This is a genomic window from Micromonospora gifhornensis (assembly GCF_016863515.1).
GTDB lineage: Bacteria > Actinomycetota > Actinomycetes > Mycobacteriales > Micromonosporaceae > Micromonospora > Micromonospora gifhornensis.
This window is the reverse complement of the sequence record NZ_BOPA01000058.1, coordinates 1-25460: the sequence shown is the minus strand read 5'-3', so window position 1 is coordinate 25460 and position 25460 is coordinate 1. Positions and strand designations below refer to the sequence as shown.

Sequence of the window (25460 nt, the reverse complement as noted above, 5' to 3'; positions counted from 1 at the left end):
AGTGACGGTCAAGGCGCTCATCTTCGACTTCGACGCCCTGCTGATGGACACGGAGACGACGCTGCTGGAGAGCTGGCGTGGGGAGTGGCGGCGGCATGGCCTGAAACGATTCGCGCTGAGCCGCCAGCGTGTATCCACGTAGAGTCCCTGGCCGTGGACGAGGATCGCTTCGAGTGTTACGACCGGTACGAGCGGGCACTCATAGAAGTTCTTGACCTGCTCGGCCTTGCGCACCCGCCCGCACCGTCCGGCGACGAGCGCACCAACCAGAAGGTCCGCCGACACTGCCAATGCCACGTAGCCCTCATGATCATGCGGGAGGCCGCGCCACAGCAGCCCGAGGAACTGTTCGAACCACTCATGCGCGCCGCCGTCTACGAACCCGACCCCAGCCACACCCAATGGCACATCAGGCCAGCGCTGGCTGCCTTCGGCCGCAGACGCGTTCAGACGAGGCTTCTCGAATACCTCCGGACGGGAACAAAATACGAGATCATCGGCGCGGCGGACGCCTGGTACTGCTCGTACCTCCGCGTCGCGGGCAGCGGGGTCGAGGACGATCCGTGCACCGACCTGCGGCACGACTTCCAAGAAATCGGCCTGCACATATACCTGACCAACGACGATCCACGAGTCCGCAGCCGCCTCATCTCGCTGCTGAACCTCCGCGCCGACAAGAACACCCCAGAGCTGCGCCGGGTACTGCCTCAATGATCAGGTTCCGGTTCGAGCTGTACCCACTGGACGAGGTGTCGCCGTGGGGCAGCGACCAGCCGAGCCTGCACTGGTTCGGGCTCACCGAGGGCTGGTACTGGCTCGAAACAAGCGGGCAGGAACTGCTGCGCCGCACCCGGCAATCCGACCCGCATCCCTACATCGACTACTACCTGGCCCGGCTCTGGGAAGACCTCATCGTCCTGACACCGGAGGTGCTGGAGCCGGTGCCCGACGATCTGCAGCCGTTCATCGCCTCCCACCGCGCGCAGTGGACGTGTGACCCGCTCGAGTTCGTGGAAGAACCGGATGAGAGACGGTTCGACGACGGCAACGCGGACGTGCCCGACCATCCGGTCGTCACGGCCGCGGTATGGCACGGCGAGCACCACCTGGACTTCGGATACCTGCGGAACCCTCCCAAGCTCCGGCTCTGGCGCACCACCTGCGGCGATCGCGACGAGATCACCTTGGACTGGCGGCACGAGGACGACGGCGAGATCGGCTTCACCGCCGACTCCACAGTCCGGCTCAGCCTTCCGACCACCGCTTTCCTGGAAGCCGTACACATCCTCGACCGTGAGCTGATGGACGCCATGGGGCAGCGGGTAGAGGATCTGGAACACCGCGGTGGGCTACCTGGTGTGGACATCGACCTCGTCGACCTGCGGCGGGAACACGAAGACCGGCGGCATTGGCTTGCCAGGAACCTCGACCGTGCCCCGAAGACCGACTGGAACGCTGTCCGCCAAGGTGCCCGTCTGCTGCTCGGTGACGTTCCCACGGGCCGACACCTCCATGGACCAGGCAATCCTTCGGGCACCTGACCGGGGAACAGCATCCGCTCACCGGCAGTACCGGCAGGCTGAACAAAGCGACCTGATCACGTTCTGCAACACGCGGCCAGCGGCCAGAAGAGGATGGCCGCAGGGCTCAGCCGCGGCTGGCGTACAAGTAGACGGTCACCGCGTCGGGGGCATCGAGGTTGAACAGGACGGCTCGACGTGTGCCGTCGGCAGTGGCTTGCTCTTCATCGATGCCGGAGACGGACTTGGCGGTTTCGGGATCCCACAGGTCGCCGCCGCCGACGTTGTGTTCTGCGTCGACTGCCCGTAGCCGGGGTACGGGCGCCGCAGTGAACTTCGCCGTGGCGATGAAGACGTCGAGCTCGGTTCGGGGTATGCGAAACTTCGCCGAAAGCACAGTTTCCAGGCCGTTGCTGTAGGCGGCGGTAAGGAGCACGGTTCCGGGCGGCAGGGTCACGTGAGCGACCGCTTCCACCTGAGCGGCGCTGGCGACCTGCGGCGTGGACTGCACTGGGAGCAGGTCGAATCCGCTGGTGCTGGCGACGAGTCCGGCCCCACAGCACATGACCAGCGACAGCACGAGGCTGATGCACGCGAGTACCAACGCTATGGTGCCGCGCCGATTGCGGGTGGCCGGGACAACGGTCTCGCTCATCGCCGACACCATACGGTGTGCCCGTTGATCGGCACGTCCCGACACCGGGTGGCCTCGGGAGCAGTCACCGTCCGTGGCACGCGGCCGGCGGTAGAAGCCGACGTTTCCTGGGGCTTGCCGATGGCGAGGGTTCGTCGGCACGTCAACATCAGCTGATCGCCGTTCCGCACTTTGGTGCTCGACAGAAAATGGGCCTGGGCGGCCAGACCGGTCCTGTGTGGGCATGCCCGTGCCTGACCGGGCGTACCGCCGATTCGAACGCCTCGTCTTCAACGGCGAGTCAGGATTTCCGGCGGTCGAGCACCACGGCGTGGCGAGCTACCGCCCTTTCTTCGCCGGTCAGCGTTGTCGTCGCGGCGCCGGTCGGATGAGAGCAGCTTCCGGTCGACCACGCGAAGACCCTGGCCGCCGCATACGAGGCACTGCCCCTTCGTTAAGCCGAGTAGTTGTCAGCAGCGACTACAGGAGATTGTGCTTACGGGCGAAGTCCGGGAACTCCGCTCCGGAGCAGGGCAGACGAGCACCCGTTGCTCTCAATGCCTCAATGAGGTTCCCCGCAGCCGTCAGGGTCTGCTTGCCGTCTCGGCAGGCCGCCGCGAGAAGCCAGATGGTGCCGTGAACGCGGGCACCGTAGGCACGGGCGACCTGCGTCGCGTTCCTGTCGTCCGTGATGGCCACGCCTTCCCGCAGTTCGGCGGCCGCGAGGACGGACGCTTCCCCGAGGTCGCGCTCACCTGAACCGAGCCGCGCGGCCCATTTGGTAAAGCACCGCACCTCATCGAGCGTGTCCAGCTGGGCAGTGGTCAGCCAGTCCGCCTCGCAAGCGACGGCCAGTTCACGATGATCCTCAGATCCCGCCCGCAACTCCTCCCGAACCACCTGCGTCGTCCAACATTCGGCATCGAGCAGCAGATCCTGCAGGACGTCCAGCCGGTCAGCGAGAGTGAAGTGGCTGAGAATCATGGTGTCGAGCACAAGGACGGAGGTGACGTGCGGTGGGCGACTCACGGGGCGATTTCCAGGTCGTCGTCCTGCGGTAGGTCCGCCTCGGCGATGTGGCCATGCATCAACTCCAAAGCCCTGGTGCGTGTGATTCGCCTGTTCCGCAACGCCCCCATCACGGCCTTTGCGTATGTGGGCGATACCCGTACCGACTCGAGGTCGGGCTGCGGTACCCAGCCCACCGCCTCCATGAACTCCGCGTGGGTCGGCCGAACCTGGCTCCAGGCCCTACGGGTCTCTGCGTCGATGGCCCCTGCCTGCTCAGCCTGCCGCAGTGCCAGCAACCAGGAGGTACGGTATCGAGCCGCATAGCTCACGATCTGATCCCGGCTCACCGTCCCACGGGCTGCGGCAATCGCTTGCACGGGCAGCAGCAGTTCGGCGGCGAAGGCGTCAATCACCGTCTCCCGTTCTGCACGTGAGGCACTCAGGCCGAGGTCGGCGGAATACTCATCACCAATGATGAGGTGCCCCAACTCATGGGCAGCGGTAGCCCGACGGCGGCCAGGATCGCCCGTGGTGCTCACGACAGCAACGGCGATGTCGCCCTCGATGAGCGATGCGCCGTCGCCTGGCAGGTCGGTGACCAGAACCCACTGACCTGCGCGCTCGCAGACGTCCATGATGCTGTCGATCGGTCCATCGCCGAGATCGAACCGCTGCCGCAACCACCGGGCTGTCTGACGCGCATCGTCCTCGGACGTCACCGGATGCGGGTAGCGAAGCAGCGGACGGGCACGCAGGACGCCAATGTCCAGCAATTGCTGGACATTGTGCAACCACTCCACCAGAGCGATTTCGAGGCGTTCCGACGACCGTGCTGCCTCAGTGTCGGTTTCCTCGGTCAGCGGCGCCGCCCGTCGGGACAACACCGTGGGCGGCGGCTGGATCAAGTACTCCATCGACACCTTCAGCGCCCTGGAGAGCCTAGCCAGCTCCAGGGCGTCCAAACGGCGGCTGCCGGCCTCAACCTTGGCCAGCATGGTGCGGTCTAGCCCCACCATCGTGGCGAGATCCTGCTGTGAGATCCCCAACGAAAGGCGGGCTTGTCGTACCTGCTCACCGACGAGGGGCCAGTCCCAGCCATCAGCCATGGTGCGATAATCGCACACTCCGCGGCGGAATGGGTCAACACAGGGAAGTCCTGGATTCCGCGTATCCGGCTGACGCCGGAGGGGTACCGCAGGGGCATCGCACGTTTCGCGACTTCGGGGGCAAATCCGAAGCCGCGGACCCTGACGCCGAAGCTCGTCATCCGGCAGCACGGGCACCGGCCAGCAGACGCTCGACCGACACGCCCACCGCCGAGCAACTCGTCGTGCTCAGCAATCTCGCTCCGACAAGCACCGCGCTGCCTCCGGCCTTCGCGACGACATTCCGGTCTGGCAACCAGGGCCGCTACGCATCAGCCGCGAGCTGGCGCCACCTCGCAGGAGTAGCCGCACCGTGGTGGCGCCCAACAACTCCGCGTAGCCCAAGGCTCAGGTCGTCGTCGTACTCGTGTCCGCACCTGCAACCCCGCGCGAAGCTGTTGCCTATCCGTCCGCCAATGAGCTCGTCGTGGCGAGGGCACGCGCGAGGCGTTGGGGCGCAGCGTCGCCTGGACCTCTTCGGTGGGTTGGCTGGTTCAGTGCTCGTTCTGTTCCTGGAATTCGACGATGGCGGCGCCGTTGTCTCGGGCCCAGTCGGTCAGGACCTTGATCGGCTCGACCAGGGTCTGCCCGAGTGGGGTGAGGCTGTACTCGACGCGTGGGGGCGCCTCGGCGTAGGCGCGGCGTTCGACCAGGCCGTATGCCTGCAGGCGACGCAGGGTCTGGGTGAGGACCTTGTGGGAGATGCCGCCGATGAGGTGGGCCAGCTCGCCGGGGCGCCGGGGTTGCAGGCTGAGGGCGAACAGCACGATCACCGCCCACTTCTCGGCGATGATCTCGACGGCCAGGCGGGTGGGGCAGTCGGCGAGGAAGACCTGACCGTGGGCGTCGTGCACAAGGTCGAAAGGTACCAGCGGGTTCCTATCGGCTCCGTAGCGTTTTCCGGTGAAGCCCACCAGGAGCACAAGGAGCCATCCATGCCACGAGTAGTCGTGTTCGACGAGACCGGCGGTCCGGACGTTCTGCGCGTCGTCGACGAGCCGGTCGTCGAGCCCGCAGCCGGCGAGGTGCGCGTACGCATCGAGGCCTTCGCAGTCAACCCGCTCGACCAGATGGTCCGGGCCGGGCAGTCCCCGCGGCCCGTGCAGTTGCCGCACGCGCGGCTGGGCGTCGAGGGAACCGGTGTGATCGACGCGCTCGGGCCCGGGGTGACCGGACTGGCCGTCGGCGACCCGGTCATCCTCGGTGCGATGCCCGACTTCGAGGCCAGGGGCGCGTACGCGGAGTACACCACGCTGCTGGCCGAACGGGTGGTGCCACGGCCCGCCGGGCTGGAGCCCGTCGCTGCGGCGGCGCTGTGGGTGTCGTACTTCACCGCCTACGGCGCGCTGGTGGACAGGGCCGGGATGCGGCCGGGGGACCAGGTCCTGATCACCGCGGCGTCGGGCGGTGTCGGGCGGGCCGCGATCCAGATCGCCAACCAGATCGGTGCCGTGCCGATCGCGGTCACCCGGCAGAGCGCCAAGGTGCAGAGCCTGTTGGCCGCCGGGGCCGCCGCGGTGATCGCCACCGACCGGGAGGACATCGGGGAGGCCACCCGGCGGCACACCGGTGGGGTGGGCGCCGACATCATCCTGGACGCCGTCATGGGCCCGGGCCTGGCCGAACTGTCGCTGGCCGCGAAGCTCGGCGGCACCCTGGCCGCGGTGGGCTGGCTGGACCCGCGGCCGGCGTCCTTCCCGGCGAATCCGTCGCTGACCATTCACCGCTACATGAGTTTCGCGGACATGGTCGACCCGCAGACCGCGCGGCGCGTCGCCGCGTTCCTGGCCGCAGGTGTCCGCACCGGCGTGCTGCAGCCGACGGTGGACCGGGTGTTCCCGTTGGACGACATCATCGAGGCGCACCGGTACCTGGAGAAGGGGACGCCGGCGGGCAAGATCGTGGTGACGCCGTAATCGGCGACGTGCGGTAGGCGTCAGCCGGGGTCAGGTACGGCATCTTATTGCGCCTGGTGTCTGCCGGCAGCGGCACGACGGAGGCTCCCGTGGCATTGACCAGACAGGCCGGTGGGATCTCGTGGGCGGTGACGCGCCCATCTGTTACCTGCAGATCAGTCGCTGTGGTCTGCTCAGGGCTCGGGCACCGGTGACGAGTGCGGATGCCATTGGTCTGCGTACTCTGTGAGCTTTGCCTGCCGCCGTGCCCGGTCCTGTCAGCTCCTGGGGTGGTGTGAGGTGAGCCTTGCCGCGGGTTCTTCCCGAGTGGTCCGGGTCCATCCGCTGAGGAAGGCCAGGGCCTGCGCGGAGCGGGAGTTCGGTGCCGCGGTGTAGACGAGCAGAGTTTGATCCGGCGTGCCGCGCACATCGAGGACCTGGAAGTCCAACGAGAGTTCCCCTGCGGTGGGATGGAGGAATCGTTTGCGTCCTGACCGTTGTGCGCGAACGCGGTGGGTGGACCACCAGTGGCGGAAATCCTCGTCCTTCATGGACAGCTCGCCGACAAGACGGGCCAGTGCCGGGTCCTGCGGGTAGCGGCCGGCATCCATCCTGAGGTAGGCCACGCATTCTTTGGCGACCGTCTCCCAGTCGCGGTAAAGGCTGCGTACTCGCTGGTCGAGGAACGCCAGCCGGATGTGGTTGCGGTGCTGCGGCGCGAGAACGCTGAAGTCTGTGAAGAGCGCGGTCCCGAGAGTGTTCCAGCCGATGATGTCCATCCTTCGGCCCAGCACCAGGGCGGGCACTGCGGTCATGCTGTCCAGCAGCACCCGGGTGGCGGTGGAGACACGTTGCGTGTCGGGCGGTGCCGGTTTCACCCGTGTTGCGGGGCCTTTGGCGTCGGCCGCGCAGCGAAACAGGTATTCCTGCTCGTCAGGGCGCAGGTCGAGGGCCTGCGCCAGCGCCTGAAGGATCTCCGGTGAGGCCGTCTTCGCGCGGCCCTGTTCCAGGCGCACGATGTAATCCACGCTGACTCCCGCCAGCATGGCCAGCTCTTCGCGCCGCAGCCCGGGCACGCGGCGGTGACCGCTACTTGGCAGCCCGGCGGCCTCAGCGCTCACCTTGGCACGGCATGATCGCAGATAGTCACCCAGCTCGGTCATAGCGTCTCCTCTTCTCAGACCAGGGCGTCGTCGTAATCGGTGGAGAGCGCCAGGTCCCGCCACGCCTCCGACTCCGCACGCAGCTGGGTGATCTTGTTCTCCAGCTCCTGGAGGCAGTCACTGCCCAGCTGAGCCCGCACTGGCGGATTCTCCGCGTCAGCGAGGGTCAGGAACGCCGCGGCACCCTTGACCGGATCCCCGGGCTGAGCGTGATTGAGACCGGGCACCGCGCCGCGCACCGCTCCAGCGGTGCTGGCGTAGTCATCGATCACGGTGCCCTCGGTGCGCAGGCTCCGGTCATCGAGGAAGTCGGTGCGGAAGTAGCCCGGCTCGACCAACGTCACGGCGATGCCCAGCCCCGCGAGTTCGGCGCGCATGGCCTCGGAGATCCCTTCGACGGCGAACTTGGTCGAGCAGTAGATGCCGAAGCCTGCCGAGCTGCTGAAACCTCCCAGAGAGCTGACGTTGAGGATCCGGCCCGAGCGCTGCGAACGCATCACCGGCAGCACCGCGCGGGTGACGTTGAGCAAGCCGAAGACATTGGTGTCGTAGATCGCGCGAACTTCGGCATCGGAGGACTCCTCCACCGCGCCAAGCAGGCCGCGCCCGGCGTTGTTGACCAGTACGTCGATTGCGCCGAAGGCCTCGGCCGCGGAAGACACTGCTGCGCGGGCCTGCTCCTCATCGGTGACATCGAGCGCGACCGCGAGCAGGCGGTCACCGTGATCGGGCAACGCCGCTGACACCGCCTCGGGGTTGCGGGCGGTGGCTACGACGTTGTCGCCGCGATCCAGCGCCTGACGGGTGATCTCCAGGCCGAAACCGCGCGAGGCGCCGGTGATGAACCAGGTAGTCATGAAGCGCTCCTTGAAATGAAGAGACCATGGGTCCCTTCGTGTGATCGATATTCGCTGTGTGCGTGGTGACCTCTTTCATGCTGGCCAGTTCGGCAATGCTCAGCCAGGGAGAGATATGCATAGGAACAGCCAAGGCCCCCGTCCGCCAATAAGGGTGCAGCAGATCCGCGCGCGCTCGGCAGACGGGCAGCCCGGCTGGATGGCCTTGAGAGCCGGCGTAGCGTCTTCGAGTTCAAAAGCCGGCCAGGCCCCTCTTGGTCAGGTGTCGAGGCCTGCGAGGTTGAGGCGTTCGAGCAGGCTGGGCTTGCGGGCGTGCGCCGCCCGTAGCTCGGCCAGCAGGTGTCGGAACGACGTGCTGTCCCCGTCGCGTTCGCCGAGATCGCGCAGGTCAACGAGGAGTTGAACGGCGGTGTCGTACTCGCGGGGTCTCTTCGTGGCGATGAGTTCGTCGACCCGCTGCCAGGCGGCGGGTTGGTCGACTGCGAGGGTGTCGAGGTGTCGTTGTCGGGCGGCCGCGGCGGACCGTTCGCGGCGAATCCGGTCGCGTTCCCGCTGCTCAGCATCCCGTCGTTCCCGCACGGCGCGCAACTCGGCGGCGGTGGCGAGCAGTTGACCGGCAGTACGGACGGCCGTCGGGGTAGACGCCTCGGCGGAATGCGCGTCGCGGTAACGACGCAGCAGTCGGTTGCGTAGATGGCTGTCGCCGCTGGTGATCAGGTCGGTCAGGATGGCGTCCTTGTCCCTTGCGGGCAGTCCGACGACCCAGGTGCGTAGGTGCGCGGCGGTCGGTTCGCCGGAGGCGGCCGGCGTCGACCCGGCCGCCGCGGCCGCGATCAGGTCGGGATCGATGCGCAGGAATTCGGCGGCGGCGGTGAGGGGCGCGTTGAGGGCGCCCAGTCCGGCCGGGACGGGTGGTTCGGGCTCGTCGTCGGCGATCTCCTCGGACTGTACGCAGCGCAGCCAGGCCAGGTAGAGCAGGCGCAGGTCGCCCGCGGCGAGGCTGGCCCGGACCGGGATGATGGAGGTGAGCAGACCGTGGCCGTCGAGCTCCCACTCGTCGACGCCGTCCTCGTCCTCGTCATGCAAGTCAATGATGACGTGCGTGCCAGCGGTCCACATGGCCGCGCTGTCACCCTGGCAGTACCGGGCCACCGTGGCGGGGTCCAGCACGTGTTTCGGTAGCCGCAGCATGAGCTGGCGGGTGCCCCAGTTCGCCAGGTACAGGTGCGCGTCGAAGTACCGTTCCATCAGCTTTCGCGGCTCGCCCTTGAAGTCGCCCCACTCGTAGGTGTTGACGAAGCTGGTGGCGGTGATGTCGGCCCGAGTCGACAGCGACCGCAACTCGGCCCGCTCCCGGCCGGTGAGGGGCCGGTCGACGGCGGTGAACTCGTAGTACTGGTACTCGCTCATCGTGGCCTACCTTCCGGCCCAGTGCCGGTAAGCGTCGATCCATCCGGCGCCGTCCGGTGGCGGGGTGGGGAGCGGCAGGTCGAGTAGGTCGATCCGCTGCCGGTGGTGGCCTCGGGCGCAGAGAGCGACGATGGTGTCCGCGGTCAGGTCGATCGTCCGCACGGTGACCTCGACGCCGAGGACGGTGGTAGTGAACGGCACCGCCAGATGTTCCTCGATCATGGTGAACAGGCCGGTGCGCTCGTCCTCGCAACCGTCCGTGTCGACCGTGGCTTCCTCGATCATCGCCTGCAGCGCGGCGGTCCCCTTCGATGCCATCGGCGGAGGATAGCGGACCGGTGTCGCGGCGTTTGAAGCCCGATGCGCGAGGATGTTCGCATGGGTTCGGTGGCGGAGTTCGTCGATCTTCGGCGGGAGGTGGAGCGGTTACGGGCGGAGAACGCCCGGCTGGCGCGTCTGCTGCAGCTGCGCGGTGCGGACACGTCTGCGGCGCCGGAGCAGTTGTCCGCGCCGGTGGAGCCGCCGGGGCTGGTCAGCATGGCCTCGCCGACCCGGGACAAGCTGGCGTTGTTCGCCGACCGGTTCAGGGCCCGGGCCGACGTGTACGCCGTGCGGTGGGAGAACGCCCGTACCGGCGCTGCCGGGTGGATGCCCGCGGTCGCCGGCGGTTGGCGTAAGGGGATGGACCGGCGGGGTGCCACCCACCTGCCCCGCACGGCGGAGGTCGTCGCGGCGCATCTGGTCGGCGACGTGTTCATGGGCCTGTACCCGCTGATGCCCGGCAACACCTGCCACTTCGTCGTGGCCGACTTCGACGGGCCCACGGCGATGCTCGACGCCCTCGCCTACGTCAAGGCGGCACGAGCCTGCGCGGTGCCGGCCGCGTTGGAGATCTCCCAGTCGGGTCGCGGAGCCCACGTGTGGGTCTTCTTCACCGGTGCTGTTGCCGCGGCCACCGCGCGGGCCGTGGGCACGGTCCTGCTGCGTGAGGCGATGGTGCTACGCGGGTCGATGGACCTGCGCTCGTACGACCGATTGTTCCCCAACCAGGACGTGCTGCCTGAGGGTGGCTTCGGCAACCTCATCGCCGCACCGCTGCAGGGCCGCCGCCGCAAGGACGGACTGACCACCTTCCTCGACCTCGGCACCCTCGAGCCGTACGCCGACCAGTGGGCATTCCTGTCGACGCTGGACCGCCTCAGCCCCGGCGACGCCGAACACGTCGCCCGGCAGGCCAAGCAAGCAGTCACCGGTGCCGACGTCGCCACGATGAGCCGGTCCGCCGCGACGCAGGTCCATCCACCGCTACCTGCGGTGGTCCACGCGGAGGCCGGTGCCGGGCTGAGCATCGATGCCAGACAGCTCACCCCCGCCGCACTGGCGACGATCAAGCACGCTGCCGCCATGGCCAACCCGAAGTTCTACGAGCTGCAGCGACTCCGCAAGTCCACCTGGGACACCCCACGCTTCATCCAGGGCTACGACCTCACCCTCGACGACCGCCTCGTCCTCCCGCGGGGCCTGCGGCACACCATCACCGCCATCGTCGAACACGCCGGGTCACGGCTGGCCGTCACGGACGTACGAAACCCCGGGACCGAGATCGACACCTCGTTCACCGCCGAACTCACCAGCAGACAGGCCACCGCGGTCGGCACCCTTCTCGCCCACGACGACGGAATCCTGGTCGCCCCACCCGGTTCCGGCAAGACCGTCATGGCCTGCGCCGTGATCGCCGAACGCAACACCTCCACCCTCGTCCTCGTCGACCGCAAAGCCCTCGCCGACCAGTGGCGCACCCGCATCCAACAGTTCCTCGACATCAAGCCCGGCCAACTCGGCGGCGGCCGACGCAAGCTCACCGGCACAGTGGACATCGCGCTGCTGCCCTCCCTCGCGCGGCACGACGACGTCGCCACCCTGACTCAGGGCTACGGGCACGTCATCGTCGATGAATGCCACCACCTCGGGGCCGCCGCGTACGAGCACTCGGTCAAACGGATCGCCGCGCAGTTCTGGCTCGGCCTCACCGCCACACCCACCCGACGCGACGGCCTCAGCCAACTCGTCACCTGGCAACTCGGACCCGTCCGCCACATCCTGACCGACGAAGAACAAGGCACCCTCGAGGCCGCGATGCACGCCGATGCCGGACCCCGGCGAGCGCTGTTCATCCACGAGACCACGTTCCAACCCGGCGACATCGACCTGGACGCGCCCGGCGCGCTCGCCGAGGTGCACCGAAGGCTGGCCCTCGACGAGCCCCGCAACACCCAGATCGCCGACGACGTCGCCGTAGCCCTGACCCGCGGTCGCAACTGTCTCGTCCTGACCCGGCGGGTCGCCCAGGTCGAGGCCCTCGCTGCCCTGCTCGCCGCACGCGGACACCAGCCGCTCGTGCTCCAAGGCGCGATGAGCACCAGCGAACGGCGGACCGTCGTTGACCGGCTCGACGGCGCCAAGGCCGGTGAGGGCCTGCTCGTCATCGGTACCACACCGTTCATCGGTGAAGGCTTCGACGCCCCCGCCCTCGACACCCTCTTCCTCGCCGGCCCGATCTCCTACGATGGCCTACTCGTCCAATGCGCCGGCCGCGTCATCCGCGCCGCGCCCGGCAAGGACGTCGCCGAGGTCCACGACTACCACGACCCAGCCACCCCCATCCTCGCCGCCTCGCTCTCACGCCGCATGCCCGGATACCGGACACTCGGCTTCACCAAAACATGAGTGCATCCGCTCGCGATCACCATGGCTGGTCCGCCAGGCACAGAGATACGACCCAAAGCCAAGCGCGCTTGGCCTAGCGTAGTAGGCTGACCGGTATGGGCCGGTTCTCCGAGGACGAACTGCATGCGGTTGTCGCCCGGTACGAGGCGACGCGGACGGCTGCCTTGACCGAGCGGGACGAGCAACTGCGGGCGTTTCACGCGGCCGGCTGGCGGCCGGTGGATCTGCAGCGGGTCACCGGGTACAGCCGGGAGACGATCCGTCAGGCGCTACGACCGGAAGTCCGGCGGGCGACCAATCTCAGCCGGCGCCGCACATCACCCCGGCCACCGGCGGACTACCGGCCCTATGGTGACCGGAGGCCCTACGTGGTGGCCGAAACCCTCGCCGCGCTGCACGGCCCGACCGAAGGCACGGTGACGCTTCCGCGTCATCTCGACTGGTCCGGGCACGCCGAGTACGACCTGAACCGGCCCGCGCGCCTGGCCAGCATGTACAAGGTGGTGCTCACCGAAGCCGGTACGGTCGAGGATCTGCACACCTGGCTCGACGCCAACCTCCTCCGGCGACTCTGGCCCAATCTCTGGCTGCCACCCCAGCTCCGCCAGCGCTGGGAGGAAGCCTTCCCCGAACTCGCCGCGGCCCGTAGCGAGGCGGCGTAGCGGTGGACCCCTTCCACGAACGCCTCGCCCGTACCGGGCTCCGCGCCGCCGATCGATACGGCTTCGCGCTGGCCGGCGGCTACGCGGTCCAGGCCGCCGGGCTCGTCGAGCGACCCAGCGAGGACATCGGCCTGTTCACCGCCTGGGACCGCCGCAACGAGTTCACCGCCGCAGTCACCGCCGTCGTCCACGCCTACCGAGACGACGGCCTTACCGTCGAAACCGAGCGCCAGTACGACACCTTCGCCCGGCTGGCCGTCACCGACGGCGTGCGGATCTCCAAGGTCGAACTCGGCGTGGACTGGCGCGCCAACGAACCAATCCTGATGGCCATCGGACCGGTCCTCCACCCTGACGACGCGGTCGCGAACAAGATGAGCGCCCTCTACGGGCGAGCGTTCGCCCGCGACTTCATCGACATCGACGCCACCCTCCGATCCGGCCGCTACACCCGCGACGCCCTTCTTGCTCTCGCGCAGCGCGCCGACCGTGGCTTCGACCCGCGCATCTTCGCCGATGCCCTCGGACAAGCCACCCAGCTCGACCCCGACGACTTCGCCCAATACGGCGTCACCGGCCCAGCAGTTGACAATCTCCGAAGCCGATTCGCGGAGTGGCGCCGCGAACTGCTCGACGACGAGAAACGATGACTCGGCCCCGACTCGCGGCAGCGTCAAGCCTGCACCCGCAGGACCCACAACGTTCCAGCTGATCTTCGGCAAGCGATCGCAGCGAGCCCGCGAAGCGACCGGCACGCCACCGGGACGATAGGAAAACCGCAGGTCATCGGCCTGCGGATACCGGCAGACCGTCGGGTTAGGAAATTACTGACCCGCGTTGACCTGGCGTGGCACCGGTTGACCCACGGTGGCACCCGAATGTTGGCCATCGTCTGCCGTGTGCGTCACCTGGATGGCGTCTCCCATCATCTGATCTTGGTGCCGAAGCTCGCATGTTGGTTCAACGTTCGACCCGATGAGCGGCATGAGCGTGACGTCGCCTGAGGTAGCTTCTGCGGATGCCTCATGATCCGTTGCAGGACATGCCCGCCGACTCTCGCGCGGAGCTGACGGCGGCTGTCTGCGCTGCCATCGACATCGATGCGGCTACCGCGGAGGACATCATCCGCTCGACTGAGCCATTTTGGGACGCGATGGAGCGAGCCGGTGGCCTCGTGGACTCATGGGGTGGAGGCGAGTTCTGTCACGTCCTGCCGAGGCTCTTGTCGTTCATCCGGCAGACCGCCAATCCGTAGCGCAATCGACGAGCCCTCCGCTCTGTCACCGGCGTGATCGGACGGCACCTGAGTCAAGTGATCGTGCCGCTGCGCGGCGCGCGGTCCGCGGCAGATCGGCGCACCCTACCTTGGCCAACCGGTGCCCGCGAGACGTGCGATGAGGTTCTGCGCACGCGGGATGACATTGTTCTGTGCTCGACCGCACCACCGCGGAAGATCTGTACGTCGCGCTGAACGAGGCCGGAGAGCACATTGCGGCCCGGCGGAGCCATCACTGCGCCCATGAACGAGGAAGCAGAGCGCTTGGGCACTCTTCTGCCAAACCTGGGCCACGCCTTGCGCAATCGTTGCTCTCGGTACTGCGACCACCTCTAGTTTGTAGGGGGTCGCGCGTGCTCAGGCAGCAGATCCGGATGCCGGTTCGGTCCCTCAACGCCCCCGGCGTGATGGGTCGAGACTGTCGGTCGTCGCTCTTATGATCACGGCCATGTCGGCTGCCTTCACCGCCTTGTGGACCCATGACGTCTGCCGGGAGCTACGCAGGCACTGCGTCGGCCAGCGGCCGCCGGTGGCGTTCAGCGGGGTGCATCAGTCTCTGCCCAGTTGGACCAGCGTCGGTGTCGGCGACGATGTCTTCGCGCTGCATGTCAACCGACACGTGGTCTACGTGGTGAGTCGTCTGCGTGTCGTCGACAAGCAACGGCGCGCCTGTTGCGGCGCTGCTCCAGCAACGTGGCGCGACCCGGCCTATCCCGGTCACGACGACTGGGCGATGCTCGGCGCCGGCGGATGCGGGGCGAGCCCGGTGCATGTCGAGGCGACGCCGATCCGCTTCGACGTCGCTGTTCCCGGCGACCTGCTCGGCGCGTTGACCTGGCGCAACCGTCGCGGAGAACAGCGCACCTTGAAGTACGTCGTCGACGGTCGTCTCGAACGCTCCATCAGCCTCCAGGGCGTCTATCGTCTGACCGACGAATCCGCCGCTCGATTGGGCGCCCTGCTCGATGGTTCACCGACCCCGACCGAACGGGGTAGACCCGCCCACGTGCCTCAGGATCGGCAGCCGTCCTTGACGGTCGACGCGCCTTGACGGCGGATGTGGACGCCTCAGGGTCGCGGCCGAGGCTGATTAGACTGCCCAGTTGTGCGCTCGGCTGAGGTCCTCGAACAGCTCGACGCCGCTGCCGAGGAGTTCCTGTTTCCGGACCTCGGCCACGGCTACTACTACGCCGTCGATGCTCGGCTCCATGGGTACCGGGACGCTGGGCAGTGGGCCCTCATCGTCGAGACGGTCGGCTACTCGCCCCGGGCCGGCAACCTCATCGACGTGCTCCACGTGTTCGGCGACTGCCTGACCAGCGGCGAACCTGGCTACGGAAACGGTGACTTCCACGAACGAGTAGACAACTGGAACCAGATAGAGGACCCCGACGAGCCCGAGACCTACCGCGGAGGGCCGGTGGTGGTTCGCGGCCGGACGATCGCTGTTGCTGCCGAGCCGGGCGAGGATCTGGTCAACGTCCTGCGTCAGCTTGTTCCGCGTCATCGCGAGGTGCTCCTAGCCGATGAGGGGGAGTTGCGGCGCCGAATCCCAGTCGACCTACCCGAGGTTCTGCGGCTCGACCAGTGGAACCACCCCGACCTGGTGAGCGGGCTACGCCCCAGCGAGTCTGAGACCTTCCACCAGATCGCCGATGTCCTGGCGACCGGAGACCTCAGCCGATACGCGCCCAGCTTGCCGCCCAACACGCACTGGTCGAACTGGCCGGAGTCGGGGAGCCTGTAGCCGGGCGGCCCACCTCTTAGCGGGAGAGCGAAGGCCGTGCACCTGCGGAACCAGCATCCCTCGGCGCGGCTGGAGCACTTCCCGTGCGTTCGAGCCAGCGTGGATCGAAATCCGCTCATCGGTACGTTCGGGCGCGGGGTCCGGGATCTCCGTCATGCTCCGTAGCGCCCTATCTGCGACCACGAGCGGATGATGGGCAGTGAATAGGGTGGGTGGCATGCGCACGATCGTTAGTGACCGCCTTCTCCTGCGTCCCTGGCAGGACGACGACGCCGACTTCCTCCTGGGCCTGGAGTCAGGCTCGCAGATCGTAGTCTCCTCCGGCGCGCAACCGACGACCATGAAAACGAGGAAGGACGCGCTCGCGTCGATCAGACGTCTGCGTGCCATCGAACATCCCATTCACGGGAACTGGGCGATCGCCACGGCGAACGGTCGACTGGTCGGCAACCTCCTGCTCCTGCCAATCCCCCATGGGCGGAACAATCCTTCAGCGGGTCGAACGATGTCGAGATCGGCTGGCACGTGCACCCGGACGCTCGGGGGCAGGGCTATGCCACCGAAGCCGCGGATGCCGTCCTTCGCGATGCCTTCGGCCGTGGGCTGCCGAGGGTCCTCGCCGTGACGGAGCCGGACAACCATGCCTCACAGGCCGTCTGCAGGCGACTCGGCATGACTGCTCTCGGGCGTACGACGAGGTACTACGACACCATCAACGAACTCTTCGAGAAGTTGCCCAGTTGATCGGAAGGCCGTGACGTCTGGCGCGCTTCGGGTAGGGCTTCGCCTGAAAACCAGGTCCTGACAGCCGCTACCTTCGGGGTGTGGACGATCCCGAACGCCCCAGCGAGCGCCTCGTCGAGCAACGCCTGCGCAATCGCGCCATGGAAGCGCTGGTCGCCCTGAGCAAGGGTGATTCAGGCGTTCGCAGCGTCGGCGTCGGCGACTACATCAACCTGTTCTTCGACGTGATCGACGACGACATCCCGTGGCAGTGGCGCGAATGGTCGTGTTTCACGCCCGAGGAGGTTGAGCGACTCGATGCCGTACATGGACTACTGCAGGCGGCCTGCGTGGTGACGCCCTGGAATGACACTGACGACGACTTCATCGCCTCCGGCTGGCCGGGCAGGATTCAACCCGCTGCTCGCGCGGCGTTGGACGTCATGCAGGCACGGGGCCGATTCCGGGAGGACGCCGAGGAAGAGAATCCCTCCGAGTAGTACCGCTTAGCGACTGGATAGCGCTGAGGTGCGCAGCGCGGCAGATCCGGTCGTCGCGGGACAACGCTTCCGGCCCGGTGCGTGATTCTGCCGTGAGGGCGCTGGTGGGTGGCGGGGTGTGGCGTATCGGGCGGCGCTACTGACTGTCGTACTCCTGTGTGAGGCTGTGACGCATGGCGACTTTCGTTCTGATCCACGGTGGCGGCGGCAGTTCCTGGGACTGGCATCTGCTGGGCCCTGAGCTGGCCGGACGGGGCCACGACGTGGTGGTGCCGGAGCTGCCGATCGAGGATAGGGCGGCAGGCTTCGCCGAGTTCTGTGACACGGTCGTCGATGCCGTTGGCGATCGCAGCAACCTCGTCGTCGTCGGACACTCGTATGGTGCGTTCACGGCGCCGCTGATCGCTGACAAGCTGCCTGTGCGGCTCATTGTCCTGCTTACTCCGATGATTCCGAAGCCGGGTGAGAGTCCCGGCGACTGGTGGGGCAACACCGCTCACCGCAGCGCGGAGGGGTTCAGTGAGGAGGAACAGTTCTACAATGGCGTGCCGGCCGAGATTGTCGCGGAGGCTTCGGCGCATGGTCGCGACCAGGTCAGCGCAGAATGGAACGAGCCGTGGCCCCTGGGTGCGTGGCCGGACGTGCCGACGAGGGTGCTCATCGCCCGCGAAGACCGATTCTTCCCGCCCGACTTCCAGCGCCGCGTGGCGGCCGACCGCCTCGATGCCGTACCGGATGAAATCGACGGTGGCCACGCGGTGGCGCTCAGCCATCCGACGCAACTCGCCGACCAGTTGACCGCGTACTTGCCGCGCTGAAGGCGCTGTGCCCGGTGCCGGCCCCGTGAATACAGGCGGCGCGGATCGCGGCAGATCCGGGCACTCGCGAGCGGCCCTGCCCGAACCTACCTCGACGCAGAGTGACTGTGTCGGTGGGTAACCTGCCGCCGATTCTCGCGTGACGAGCACTCAGCTCCGTTCTCGCGAGGGTGGTCATCGGTCCCTTCGTCGGCAGTTGTGCTGCGTACCCTGCTCATCGCAGCAAATTCGGTGGAGCGGGGGAGCCGGCCGGTTTCATTCTGTCGTGATGGGCTGTGAGGACGACGACTGCTCGCGCGACTGGCACTATGCGCCGTACCGCACGGGGCTGGGTGCGTTGCAGCGCGGCCAGGGTGTCGCGGTGGCCTGGCTGCGGGAGCAGCCGGATCACGGACACCTGGTCTACGCCTGCACCGGTCGCGACGCCCGGTGGGACTGGCAGGTCGACGATCGCTACAGGTACCTGGCCCGGCTGCTGCATGACCTGCGCCTCGACGTGGCCCCACTCGTCACGTAGCTTCGTGCCTGCGGCCCGTACCGTGCTTGGCCTCGAGCGGATCCGACCGGTGATGACAACCAGTTCAACCTTGCCGTCGGCGTCCTGGAGGCGCTCGCCCGCAAAGGGAACATGCAGGCAACCGAGACGCTGCGCGGATATGTCCGCGACGGGATTCGCTGGATCGATGCCCTGTCCACGCTGGCCGGCAGTTGGCCGGCGCAGTGGTGGGACGATCTGTGGGAGACCGCGGCCAGGCGTATCAGGTGCGAAGATGCGGCCGAGGTGCTGCCCGCCTCTGCGCCGTGGCGGCGTTGGCGGGGCCGGGATCCGAGAATCGACACGGTCCTGAACACCGCGCAGCGCAGCCGACAGGATCCTCGCGACCGCCCGGTCGATCTTTCGGCCACCAGTGACGCCGAACTGGTGGCGCTCCTGCAGGCGCCGGACACCGGCCGCGCCGTGAAGGCATTCGCACTGCGTCAGATCCGTCGCAATGCGCGGCCTGTACCGGAGTTGCTCGACGCGGTCGAGCAGTTGGCGACCGAACGGCAAGCCGGACTGTTCGGTACCCTGCGGGTCCTCGGCCCGCAGGTACTCCCGGCTGCACGAGGCTGGGCCATCGACACCGAACACCCGCTCTTTGACGCCGCCGCGCACCTACTCGGCGAGCACGGCGAGGAGCAGGACATCCCGGTGATCCGCGCCGCACTCGATCGGCTCACCGACGAGTGGTGCGGCCACGACCGGCTCACCGAGGGACTGACCAGGATCCTCGCCAGCACCCCCTGCGCCTCCCACACCGACGTGCGGGCATACCTGATCCGCCGGTTGCGCTGGTTGACCCGGGCATCGCCACACAGTTACGAGCGAGGCAGTTACCTGCGCAGCCTGCTGCTCCTCGATCCCGACAAGACGACAGGCGTGCTGCCGTCCCACCTGCTCGACTGTGAGCCGGACGTGCGGCTGTTGGCCGCTCAACACGCCCCGCTCACCGACCAGACACGACGCTGGCTGCTCACGCTACGCGACAACCCCATAGAAGAGGCATCCGTGCGTCGGGCCGCACACGCACGCCTCAACTCGAGCTGAAAGCGCAGCCAACGCACGTACCGCTCGACGTCGACCCGCGTCGTAGTCAGCGGGTCCAGGGCGTGGTCGGTGCACCGCGTAGGAAGAAGTCCACCCGGAGCGGCAGATGCGTATAGCGGCCGGTCCAGTCAGGCGCTGATCTTGCAGGCAGCGCATGCAGAGATGGCTCGGGCGGATGAGGAAGACTGGCAGGCATGGCTGATCTGGGCGACCCGAAGGCTGCGCTGCACCACTACCTGCAGGCGATGCGCGACAACCTGATCTGGAAACTCGACGGGCTGAGCGAACGCGAGGCCAGGCTGCCGCGCACCGCGACCGGCAACAACCTACTGGGCGTTCTCAAGCACTGCCTCAATGTCGAAGCTGGCTACTTCGGGCCCACCTTCGGGCGTGAGTTCCCGATGTCTGAGGAACTGGTTCCCATGCAGGTGTTCGAGGAGGACCCACAGGCAGACTGGTACGCGCGGGAGGGCGAGACGAAGGATGGGCTGATCGACCTGTATCGCCGTGTCGGGGTGTTCGCGGATCAGACGATCGAACAGCTACCCCTTGACGCGCCAGGGCATGTGCCGTGGTGGCGCCCAGGCGAAAGGGACGTGACACTGCACAGGATCATCATCCACGTGACCTGCGACCTTGCCCGTCACGCCGGTCACGCCGACATCATGCGCGAGCAGCACGACAGGGCGATCGGCTTGCGGCGGGAGAACGCTGGCGTTCCCGACGACTACGACTGGCCGGCGTACGTCACCAAGCTGACGAAGCTCGCTGACCGGTTCGGTTAGCCACCCGGTCCCGTCGATACAGGCAGCGAGGGCAGTATCCGCCGCCGCGCTGACCGTGTTGTCACGGTGAGGTCAGCCTCGTGATCCTCTGCCGGACCGGGATACCTGGGTTGCCGGGCACGACAATCGCCGACTCGGCGACGACGTCAGCCATGCTCACGGGAATCGCGGATGATGTTGTCCTGCCGTAATTGTGGCGTGATGATCAGGCGGCGCCACGCTCGCTGACCGGCCGGCGGCGCAGGTTCGGGTTCAGCAGGGCCGGGGGCAGGTAGGCCTGGTCGAGCCGGGTGACATCGGTGCCGGGCGTGACGATTTCGTCGATCCGGTCGAGGATCTCGTCGGTGAGTGTGACGTCGACGCCCGCGAGAAGGTTGTCGAGGTGCTCCATCGTGCGCGGGCCCAGGATCGCGCTGGTCACGCCGGGGTGCGCGATGGCGAATGCCATGGCGAGGTGGGCCAACGGCATGCCTGCGTCGTCGGCGAGCGGGATGAGTTGTTCGACGACGTCGATCCGGCGCTCGTCGGTGAGGTGCGTGGAGAGGCGAGCACGACGCAGATCGTTCTGTTCGCCCCTGCGGACCCGGCCGGTGAGCATTCCCTGCCCGAGTGGGCCCCACACCAGCGTGCCCATCCCGTAGCGCTGCGCCGCCGGCAACACCTCGCTCTCGATGCTGCGGTTGAGGATCGAGTAGGGCGGCTGCTCGGTGTGGAAACGTTCCAGCCCGCGTCGCTCGGCGACCCACTGGGCCTCGATGATGTCGGATGCGGGCATCGTGGATGACCCGATCGCCCGGACCTTGCCGCTGCGGATCAGGTCGGAGAGCGCGGAAAGCGTCTCCTCGATGTCGGTGTCGGGGTCCGGACGATGGATCTGGTACAGGTCGATGTAGTCGGTCTGCAGGCGGCGCAGCGAGCCCTCGACCGCGTTCATGATCCAGCGGCGGGAGGCACCTCGCTGGTTGGGGTCGACGGCCGCGCCCGGCGTCCGGGGCAGCGCGTTCAGCCGGGGAAAGCCCACCTTGGTCGCGAGGATGACGCTGTCCCGGCGCCCCTTGAGGGCCCTGCCCACGATCTCCTCCGAGTCGCCGTAGGCATCGGCGGTGTCGACAACGTTGATCCCCGCGTCCAGCGCCTTGTGAATGACCTTGATCGAGTCGTCAGGGTCGGGATTCCCGATCACCGTGGCGAACATCAGCGTGCCGAGCGCGTACGGGCTGACCTTCATGCCGGTCCGGCCCAGGGTGCGGTACAACATGAGCGTCTCCTTGCGGTATCGTGGCTATCCGGAAACCCTTTCCGGAACTAACTATACGGAAAAGCTTTCCGGATAAGCAAGGGAGGCGTAGCAGTGTCCGACAACACAGCAGAATCGACTGCTCGCGAACGCGCTCCGCGCCGGATGCGCACCGACGCGCGCCGCAACGTCGAGGCCCTGCTCGAAGCGGCGAAGACGGTCTTCAGCGCCGCCGGCGTCGACGCCCCCGCCAAAGAGATCACCGATCTGGCCGGCGTCGGCGTCGGCACGCTCTACCGGCACTTTCCGCAGCGCTCGGACCTGATCAAAGCCGTCATCGAGCGCGAGATCGACGCCTGCGCCGATGCGGCCCCGGCGCTGGCCGCCGCGCACGAGCCGGGGATCGCCCTCGCGAGGTGGCTCGACCGGTTCACCGCGTTCGTCGCCACCAAACGCGGATTCGCCGCAGCCCTGCACTCCGGCGATCCGGCGTTCGACGGCCTGCCCGGATATCTCATGCAGAAGCTAGGGCCGGCCCTCGAGTCCCTGCTCGAAGCCGCGACAGCCAGCGGCGAGATCCAGACCCGGATCAGTGCCCAGGACCTGCTGTACGCCGTAGCGAAACTGTGTGCGCCCATGCCGAACGAGGACCCCGACTACGGTCGGCGCATGGTCGCGCTCCTCGTCGACGGACTACGCTCCGGCGAATCCCCACACTGACATTCACCTCGGTGGGCGCCGAGGTAGACGCCGGCGTCGGCGAGACGACGCCCACTGGCACTTCTTTCAACGGGCGTCGTGAACGCCCCCATCTCGGCTGGAACCGGATATCAGCGGGGCTGTGTTCGATGACGTGACCCGCTTCATGTGAGCATGGTGGGTGCAGGCCAGCCGTTCCGATAGGCGGTGTTCACGTGGTGAAGGCGCGACCCGCCGCGGGTGGCGGGCGGTGGGTGGAGATCTCACCGGAGCGCATCCGTGGTTGGCTCGACGGCTTCTACAGCCGCCACGACGGCGCCACCGAGCACGGCCTGGTGCTGACCGGTGCGAGCAACGGTGACACCGCCACGCTGTATCCGCCGCCGGGGCTTGCCGACGTGAAGGATGTCGACACGCTGCTGGCCCGCATCATCCGACCACCCCGCATCGCCGTGCTGCTGGCCCGGAAGGGCGCGGTTGCCGCCGGTGTCGTGGACGGTACGACCATCACCGTCTCCAAGGTCGAGCGCTTCTACGTGCAGGGTCGCACCGCGGCCGGCGGATCCTCGCAGCAGCGCTACGCGCGTCGCCGCGCCAACCAGGCCCAGGCTGCCACGTCGCGGGCTGCGGACATCGCCGCGCGGATCATGCTGCCCCATGCGCCCGGTGTTGTCGCCGACCCGCACGATGCCATCAGTGCCCTGGTCTGTGGCGGCGACCGGTTGATGATCGACGAGGTGCTGACGGACCGGCGTCTGGCGCCCCTGGCACTGCTGCGTCATCCACACCTGCTCGAATCCGCCGAGCCCCGTCTGGCCGTCCTGGAGGATGCGGCGGTCACGGCCAGACGGATCCGCATCCATCTGGTGCCGTGACCACGATCAGGTCCCGCAGAGTGGCGACGACGCGACGAGAATGAGGTGCGACGGCTCCGCAGTGCCGGACCTGTGCGCGATGTCCCCGTAACCCGCCCGCTCTGCCAGGAGCGCCCGGCTACGCCTGGTGGACGGTAACGATGTCCACCTCGTTGCCTTCCCGGTCGATGAGGGTTCGACGAGGAGCGCTCTCGGTGACGGTCCGTCCTCCAGCGGCCACAGCCGCGTCGATGCGGGCGTGGACCTGGTCGTACGGAACGAAGAGGTCGACATGGATGCGGTTGCGATGCTGCCGCCGCTCTGTGTCCGATGCGTCCATCCGCTGGAAGAACAGGACCGGATTGAGTCGATGCGGATCGTAGATGTCGGTCACGAACGCCCGTGGGTCGTGCTGGTAACCGAGTACGGACGTCCAGAAGGCGCGGACCGCAGGAACGTCGACCGCGTCAATGCAAGCTCCACGTCGGCCCGGGTGAGATCCCCCGCCGGGCCGATCCGCACGCGCACCCCGCCGGGACGCAGATCCACGTCTGGCAGACCGGTGGTGGCGGTCAGTTCGACGATACGGCGGACGAGTGCCGCACCCGCGCTCATCGACGGCGCGTCGAACCAGGCGCTCGCGCCGGTGTCCAGGAGCCACCAGTCTCGGACACCGTCCGCGCGTTGGAACTCGGTCACTGTGGCTCGATCCATCAGATCCCCTTCAGTGCCTGGCCGACGCGACCGCGGCGGTCATACACCGCTGGTCTTTTCCTCGCCCACGCTCCGATGGCACCACGTTCATGCACATCGCCGACGCTGGTATGAACCTCGGACACCGCCACCTCGGTCACGGTCACCATCACCCTTGCCGGTTGACACCACAGGGCCCACCAGGCGCCACGCGGCGACCACCACCAGATTCCCCTATCCCGCAGCCAGGGCAGCGCATCGCACAGGAGCGTGCAGCGAAACCGAGCCGGAATAGCGGCGGTGGTGGCGGCCAGGACGGCCGCCACCACCGGACGGATGATCGGCAGGCATGGGCGGAGGCCCCGTCGATCAGGTTCTGATCAGAAGGGAGGCGCGTCCTCGCCCATCAACGCCAGCACGACGCCGCCCTTCCCTCTCTTGAGGTTCTGGATCACGACCTTGCCGGTGCTGCCGTCTGGCAGCTCCAACATAAAGGTCTTCCCGACCGCGTTCTTGGGGCCGTTGCCGGCGCTGTTGGCGGGTCGGAAGTCGCCTGCCCACGGCGGGGTCCCACCCTTGCGGGCGGGTTCGGCGAAGAGTGCGGCGGTGCCGGGGGTCCTGGTGCCGTCCGAGGAGACAAGCACTGAGGCGCTGCGATAGGTAGCCATTACGCCAAGGCTATCCCGGACTGCGTTCATTTCACGCCATCACAACGAAGCCGTGGGGCCCGCGCGGGATCCCGGTCGCCGAACCTGCAGCTTCGACGGGCTCACAGGCCGCCAGCTCGATTGACTTCAACAAAGCTTGAGGTCGCATGCTTTCGGCATTCGCTGTGGCGAACGACGGGAGCAGTTGGTATGCGAGTGGCTCAGGCGATGCGTTTCGGGGGTCCCGAGGTCCTGGTTCCGGGCGAGATGCCGGATCCGGTGGCCGGGCCGGGCCAGGTGGTGGTCGAGGTGGCGGTGGCGGGCATAACGTTCGTCGAGACGCAGATTCGGCGTGGCACCGACAGGTGGCACGAACGGCCGTGGTTGCCGTATGTGCCGGGCGGTCTGGTAGCCGGGCTGGTCAGTGCGGTCGGGGCGCAAGTGGATCCGGCTTGGCTGGGGCGGCGTGTTGTCGCCAGCACGGGAGAAACCGGTGGTTTCGCCGAGCGGGCGGTGCCGATCACCGTCTGGCCGGTCCCCGCCCCGTCAGATGGTGAGACCATGTCCCACGCGATGGCGCTGCGGCTGGTCCACAACCTCACCCATCCCTTCGATCTGGTCATCGATCTGGTGGCGGGGCCGCAGCTGGCCTGCGCAGTCATCGCCGCACACCGCCGCCGCCACCGTCACCACCGGCACCTCGGCTGGGGTCGGAAACCCGCGATGCTGGTCGTGACCGGCTGGCCGGTGGCCGACACGTCGCCGGGGGAGTTCTTCGCCCGCTGCCGCGCCGGCCCGCTGCCGCGCCGGCCCGCTGCCGCGCCGGCCCGCTGCCGCGCCGGCCCGCTGCCGCGCCGGCCCGCTGCCGC

The 25460-nt window shown here is 67.7% G+C and carries 29 protein-coding genes and 1 pseudogene; 17 read left to right on the top strand and 13 right to left on the bottom strand.

The features are described 5' to 3' along the window. The first annotated feature begins 153 nt into the window (after positions 1 to 153). Both Vgi01_RS28230 and Vgi01_RS28225 read left to right on the top strand, forming a co-directional pair. Positions 154 to 714 (top strand): hypothetical protein, encoded by a 561-nt coding sequence (locus Vgi01_RS28230; RefSeq protein WP_204293088.1) that lies wholly within the window; start codon positions 154 to 156, stop codon positions 712 to 714. Then, complete coding sequence (locus tag Vgi01_RS28225; protein ID WP_204293087.1) at positions 711 to 1541, top strand: DUF5984 family protein; 831 nt, start codon at positions 711 to 713, stop codon at positions 1539 to 1541. Before Vgi01_RS28230 ends, Vgi01_RS28225 begins: the two co-directional genes overlap by 4 nt. A 106-nt stretch (positions 1542 to 1647) precedes the next feature. Here the strand turns inward: Vgi01_RS28225 and Vgi01_RS28220 are convergent, their stop codons facing one another. The 4 genes from Vgi01_RS28220 to Vgi01_RS28205 form a co-directional block, all read right to left on the bottom strand. Next, positions 1648 to 2175, bottom strand: coding sequence for a hypothetical protein (locus tag Vgi01_RS28220; protein ID WP_204293086.1), 528 nt, complete (start codon positions 2173 to 2175; stop codon positions 1648 to 1650). A gap of 459 nt (positions 2176 to 2634) precedes the next feature. Then, on the bottom strand, positions 2635 to 3150 hold the full coding sequence (locus Vgi01_RS28215) for a PIN domain-containing protein (RefSeq protein WP_126713179.1): 516 nt from the start codon (positions 3148 to 3150) through the stop codon (positions 2635 to 2637). A 29-nt stretch (positions 3151 to 3179) separates the two neighbouring features. Beyond that, positions 3180 to 4271, bottom strand: coding sequence for a helix-turn-helix domain-containing protein (locus Vgi01_RS28210; RefSeq protein WP_204293084.1), 1092 nt, complete (start codon positions 4269 to 4271; stop codon positions 3180 to 3182). 533 nt (positions 4272 to 4804) lie between these two features. Continuing rightward, positions 4805 to 5164, bottom strand: coding sequence for a winged helix-turn-helix transcriptional regulator (locus Vgi01_RS28205; protein WP_013733128.1), 360 nt, complete (start codon positions 5162 to 5164; stop codon positions 4805 to 4807). Between the two features lie 81 nt (positions 5165 to 5245). Between Vgi01_RS28205 and Vgi01_RS28200 the strand changes: the two genes are divergently transcribed. Further along, positions 5246 to 6226, top strand: coding sequence for a zinc-dependent alcohol dehydrogenase family protein (locus tag Vgi01_RS28200; RefSeq protein WP_239089201.1), 981 nt, complete (start codon positions 5246 to 5248; stop codon positions 6224 to 6226). Positions 6227 to 6483: 257 nt separating this feature from the next. Here Vgi01_RS28200 and Vgi01_RS28195 read toward each other — a convergent pair whose 3' ends face one another. The 4 genes from Vgi01_RS28195 to Vgi01_RS28180 all read right to left on the bottom strand — a co-directional run bounded on the left by Vgi01_RS28195 (position 6484) and on the right by Vgi01_RS28180 (position 9953). Continuing rightward, positions 6484 to 7368 carry a helix-turn-helix domain-containing protein gene (locus Vgi01_RS28195; protein WP_204293083.1) on the bottom strand — a complete coding sequence of 295 codons (885 nt, stop codon included), beginning with the start codon at positions 7366 to 7368 and terminating at the stop codon, positions 6484 to 6486. 14 nt (positions 7369 to 7382) lie between these two features. Then, entirely contained in the window at positions 7383 to 8225 is an 843-nt protein-coding gene (locus Vgi01_RS28190; protein WP_204293082.1) for an oxidoreductase, read from the bottom strand. A 258-nt stretch (positions 8226 to 8483) separates the two neighbouring features. Further along, entirely contained in the window at positions 8484 to 9635 is a 1152-nt protein-coding gene (locus Vgi01_RS28185; protein WP_204293081.1) for a hypothetical protein, read from the bottom strand. A 6-nt stretch (positions 9636 to 9641) separates the two neighbouring features. Continuing rightward, complete coding sequence (locus Vgi01_RS28180) at positions 9642 to 9953, bottom strand: hypothetical protein (protein WP_204293080.1); 312 nt, start codon at positions 9951 to 9953, stop codon at positions 9642 to 9644. Between the two features lie 60 nt (positions 9954 to 10013). On the opposite strand from Vgi01_RS28180, the gene Vgi01_RS28175 reads away from it, so the two are divergent. The 11 genes and pseudogenes from Vgi01_RS28175 to Vgi01_RS28125 all read left to right on the top strand — a co-directional run bounded on the left by Vgi01_RS28175 (position 10014) and on the right by Vgi01_RS28125 (position 20461). Continuing rightward, on the top strand, positions 10014 to 12362 hold the full coding sequence (locus Vgi01_RS28175) for a DEAD/DEAH box helicase (protein ID WP_204293079.1): 2349 nt from the start codon (positions 10014 to 10016) through the stop codon (positions 12360 to 12362). A gap of 95 nt (positions 12363 to 12457) precedes the next feature. Beyond that, complete coding sequence (locus tag Vgi01_RS28170) at positions 12458 to 13024, top strand: hypothetical protein (RefSeq protein WP_204293078.1); 567 nt, start codon at positions 12458 to 12460, stop codon at positions 13022 to 13024. Between the two features lie 2 nt (positions 13025 to 13026). Continuing rightward, positions 13027 to 13674 carry a nucleotidyl transferase AbiEii/AbiGii toxin family protein gene (locus tag Vgi01_RS28165; RefSeq protein ID WP_204293077.1) on the top strand — a complete coding sequence of 216 codons (648 nt, stop codon included), beginning with the start codon at positions 13027 to 13029 and terminating at the stop codon, positions 13672 to 13674. A gap of 1155 nt (positions 13675 to 14829) precedes the next feature. Further along, positions 14830 to 15351, top strand: coding sequence for a hypothetical protein (locus Vgi01_RS28160; RefSeq protein WP_239089200.1), 522 nt, complete (start codon positions 14830 to 14832; stop codon positions 15349 to 15351). 54 nt (positions 15352 to 15405) lie between these two features. Continuing rightward, the gene (locus Vgi01_RS28155; RefSeq protein WP_204293075.1) at positions 15406 to 16047 is read left to right on the top strand and encodes a DUF7003 family protein; all 642 of its coding nucleotides are present in this window, start codon (positions 15406 to 15408) and stop codon (positions 16045 to 16047) included. Between the two features lie 217 nt (positions 16048 to 16264). Next, positions 16265 to 16791, top strand: a pseudogene (locus tag Vgi01_RS28150) (GNAT family N-acetyltransferase). Between the two features lie 80 nt (positions 16792 to 16871). Next, positions 16872 to 17270 (top strand): hypothetical protein, encoded by a 399-nt coding sequence (locus tag Vgi01_RS28145; RefSeq protein WP_203224325.1) that lies wholly within the window; start codon positions 16872 to 16874, stop codon positions 17268 to 17270. 173 nt (positions 17271 to 17443) lie between these two features. Next, on the top strand, positions 17444 to 18088 hold the full coding sequence (locus Vgi01_RS28140; RefSeq protein ID WP_204293074.1) for an alpha/beta fold hydrolase: 645 nt from the start codon (positions 17444 to 17446) through the stop codon (positions 18086 to 18088). A 268-nt stretch (positions 18089 to 18356) separates the two neighbouring features. After that, positions 18357 to 18605, top strand: a complete 249-nt coding sequence (locus Vgi01_RS28135; protein WP_204293073.1) for a hypothetical protein — start codon at positions 18357 to 18359, stop codon at positions 18603 to 18605. Between the two features lie 111 nt (positions 18606 to 18716). Further along, positions 18717 to 19676, top strand: a complete 960-nt coding sequence (locus tag Vgi01_RS28130) for a hypothetical protein (RefSeq protein ID WP_204293072.1) — start codon at positions 18717 to 18719, stop codon at positions 19674 to 19676. A gap of 194 nt (positions 19677 to 19870) precedes the next feature. Next, complete coding sequence (locus Vgi01_RS28125) at positions 19871 to 20461, top strand: DinB family protein (RefSeq protein ID WP_204293071.1); 591 nt, start codon at positions 19871 to 19873, stop codon at positions 20459 to 20461. Between the two features lie 205 nt (positions 20462 to 20666). On the opposite strand, the gene Vgi01_RS28120 is transcribed toward Vgi01_RS28125, so the two are convergent. Then, positions 20667 to 21719 (bottom strand): aldo/keto reductase, encoded by a 1053-nt coding sequence (locus Vgi01_RS28120; RefSeq protein ID WP_204293070.1) that lies wholly within the window; start codon positions 21717 to 21719, stop codon positions 20667 to 20669. A 93-nt stretch (positions 21720 to 21812) separates the two neighbouring features. Between Vgi01_RS28120 and Vgi01_RS28115 the strand changes: the two genes are divergently transcribed. Beyond that, complete coding sequence (locus Vgi01_RS28115) at positions 21813 to 22418, top strand: TetR/AcrR family transcriptional regulator (RefSeq protein WP_239089199.1); 606 nt, start codon at positions 21813 to 21815, stop codon at positions 22416 to 22418. 194 nt (positions 22419 to 22612) lie between these two features. After that, positions 22613 to 23272, top strand: coding sequence for an acVLRF1 family peptidyl-tRNA hydrolase (locus Vgi01_RS28110; RefSeq protein ID WP_203224330.1), 660 nt, complete (start codon positions 22613 to 22615; stop codon positions 23270 to 23272). A 118-nt stretch (positions 23273 to 23390) separates the two neighbouring features. Here Vgi01_RS28110 and Vgi01_RS30950 read toward each other — a convergent pair whose 3' ends face one another. The 4 genes from Vgi01_RS30950 to Vgi01_RS28095 are packed head-to-tail and all read right to left on the bottom strand — an operon-like array spanning position 23391 to position 24612. Further along, positions 23391 to 23723: a VOC family protein gene (locus tag Vgi01_RS30950; RefSeq protein WP_239089202.1), complete on the bottom strand. Its 333-nt coding sequence runs from the start codon at positions 23721 to 23723 to the stop codon at positions 23391 to 23393. Then, the gene (locus tag Vgi01_RS30945) at positions 23642 to 23965 is read right to left on the bottom strand and encodes a hypothetical protein (protein WP_239089203.1); all 324 of its coding nucleotides are present in this window, start codon (positions 23963 to 23965) and stop codon (positions 23642 to 23644) included. The genes Vgi01_RS30950 and Vgi01_RS30945 overlap by 82 nt, the downstream gene beginning before the upstream one ends. Continuing rightward, complete coding sequence (locus Vgi01_RS28100; RefSeq protein ID WP_203224331.1) at positions 23965 to 24273, bottom strand: hypothetical protein; 309 nt, start codon at positions 24271 to 24273, stop codon at positions 23965 to 23967. The genes Vgi01_RS30945 and Vgi01_RS28100 overlap by 1 nt, the downstream gene beginning before the upstream one ends. 51 nt (positions 24274 to 24324) lie before the next feature. Next, positions 24325 to 24612, bottom strand: coding sequence for a hypothetical protein (locus Vgi01_RS28095; RefSeq protein WP_238360335.1), 288 nt, complete (start codon positions 24610 to 24612; stop codon positions 24325 to 24327). A 189-nt stretch (positions 24613 to 24801) separates the two neighbouring features. On the opposite strand from Vgi01_RS28095, the gene Vgi01_RS30940 reads away from it, so the two are divergent. Continuing rightward, on the top strand, positions 24802 to 25460 hold a 659-nt coding region (locus Vgi01_RS30940), incomplete at its 3' end, for an alcohol dehydrogenase catalytic domain-containing protein (protein ID WP_239089198.1).

Excerpts from the sequence above, each read along its gene's own strand:
- Vgi01_RS28095 (WP_238360335.1), bottom strand. The coding sequence starts at position 24,612 with ATGGCTACCTATCGCAGCGCCTCAGTGCTTGTCTCCTCGGACGGCACC.
- Vgi01_RS28175 (WP_204293079.1), top strand. The coding sequence starts at position 10,014 with ATGGGTTCGGTGGCGGAGTTCGTCGATCTTCGGCGGGAGGTGGAGCGG.
- Vgi01_RS28195 (WP_204293083.1), bottom strand. The coding sequence starts at position 7,368 with ATGACCGAGCTGGGTGACTATCTGCGATCATGCCGTGCCAAGGTGAGC.
- Vgi01_RS28120 (WP_204293070.1), bottom strand. The coding sequence starts at position 21,719 with ATGTTGTACCGCACCCTGGGCCGGACCGGCATGAAGGTCAGCCCGTAC.
- Vgi01_RS30945 (WP_239089203.1), bottom strand. The coding sequence starts at position 23,965 with ATGGATCGAGCCACAGTGACCGAGTTCCAACGCGCGGACGGTGTCCGA.
- Vgi01_RS28180 (WP_204293080.1), bottom strand. The coding sequence starts at position 9,953 with ATGGCATCGAAGGGGACCGCCGCGCTGCAGGCGATGATCGAGGAAGCC.
- Vgi01_RS28185 (WP_204293081.1), bottom strand. The coding sequence starts at position 9,635 with ATGAGCGAGTACCAGTACTACGAGTTCACCGCCGTCGACCGGCCCCTC.
- Vgi01_RS28200 (WP_239089201.1), top strand. The coding sequence starts at position 5,246 with ATGCCACGAGTAGTCGTGTTCGACGAGACCGGCGGTCCGGACGTTCTG.
- Vgi01_RS28140 (WP_204293074.1), top strand. The coding sequence starts at position 17,444 with ATGGCGACTTTCGTTCTGATCCACGGTGGCGGCGGCAGTTCCTGGGAC.
- Vgi01_RS28210 (WP_204293084.1), bottom strand. The coding sequence starts at position 4,271 with ATGGCTGATGGCTGGGACTGGCCCCTCGTCGGTGAGCAGGTACGACAA.
- Vgi01_RS28125 (WP_204293071.1), top strand. The coding sequence starts at position 19,871 with ATGGCTGATCTGGGCGACCCGAAGGCTGCGCTGCACCACTACCTGCAG.
- Vgi01_RS28190 (WP_204293082.1), bottom strand. The coding sequence starts at position 8,225 with ATGACTACCTGGTTCATCACCGGCGCCTCGCGCGGTTTCGGCCTGGAG.
- Vgi01_RS28225 (WP_204293087.1), top strand. The coding sequence starts at position 711 with ATGATCAGGTTCCGGTTCGAGCTGTACCCACTGGACGAGGTGTCGCCG.
- Vgi01_RS28135 (WP_204293073.1), top strand. The coding sequence starts at position 18,357 with ATGGGCTGTGAGGACGACGACTGCTCGCGCGACTGGCACTATGCGCCG.
- Vgi01_RS28220 (WP_204293086.1), bottom strand. The coding sequence starts at position 2,175 with ATGAGCGAGACCGTTGTCCCGGCCACCCGCAATCGGCGCGGCACCATA.
- Vgi01_RS28170 (WP_204293078.1), top strand. The coding sequence starts at position 12,458 with ATGGGCCGGTTCTCCGAGGACGAACTGCATGCGGTTGTCGCCCGGTAC.
- Vgi01_RS28130 (WP_204293072.1), top strand. The coding sequence starts at position 18,717 with ATGCAGGCAACCGAGACGCTGCGCGGATATGTCCGCGACGGGATTCGC.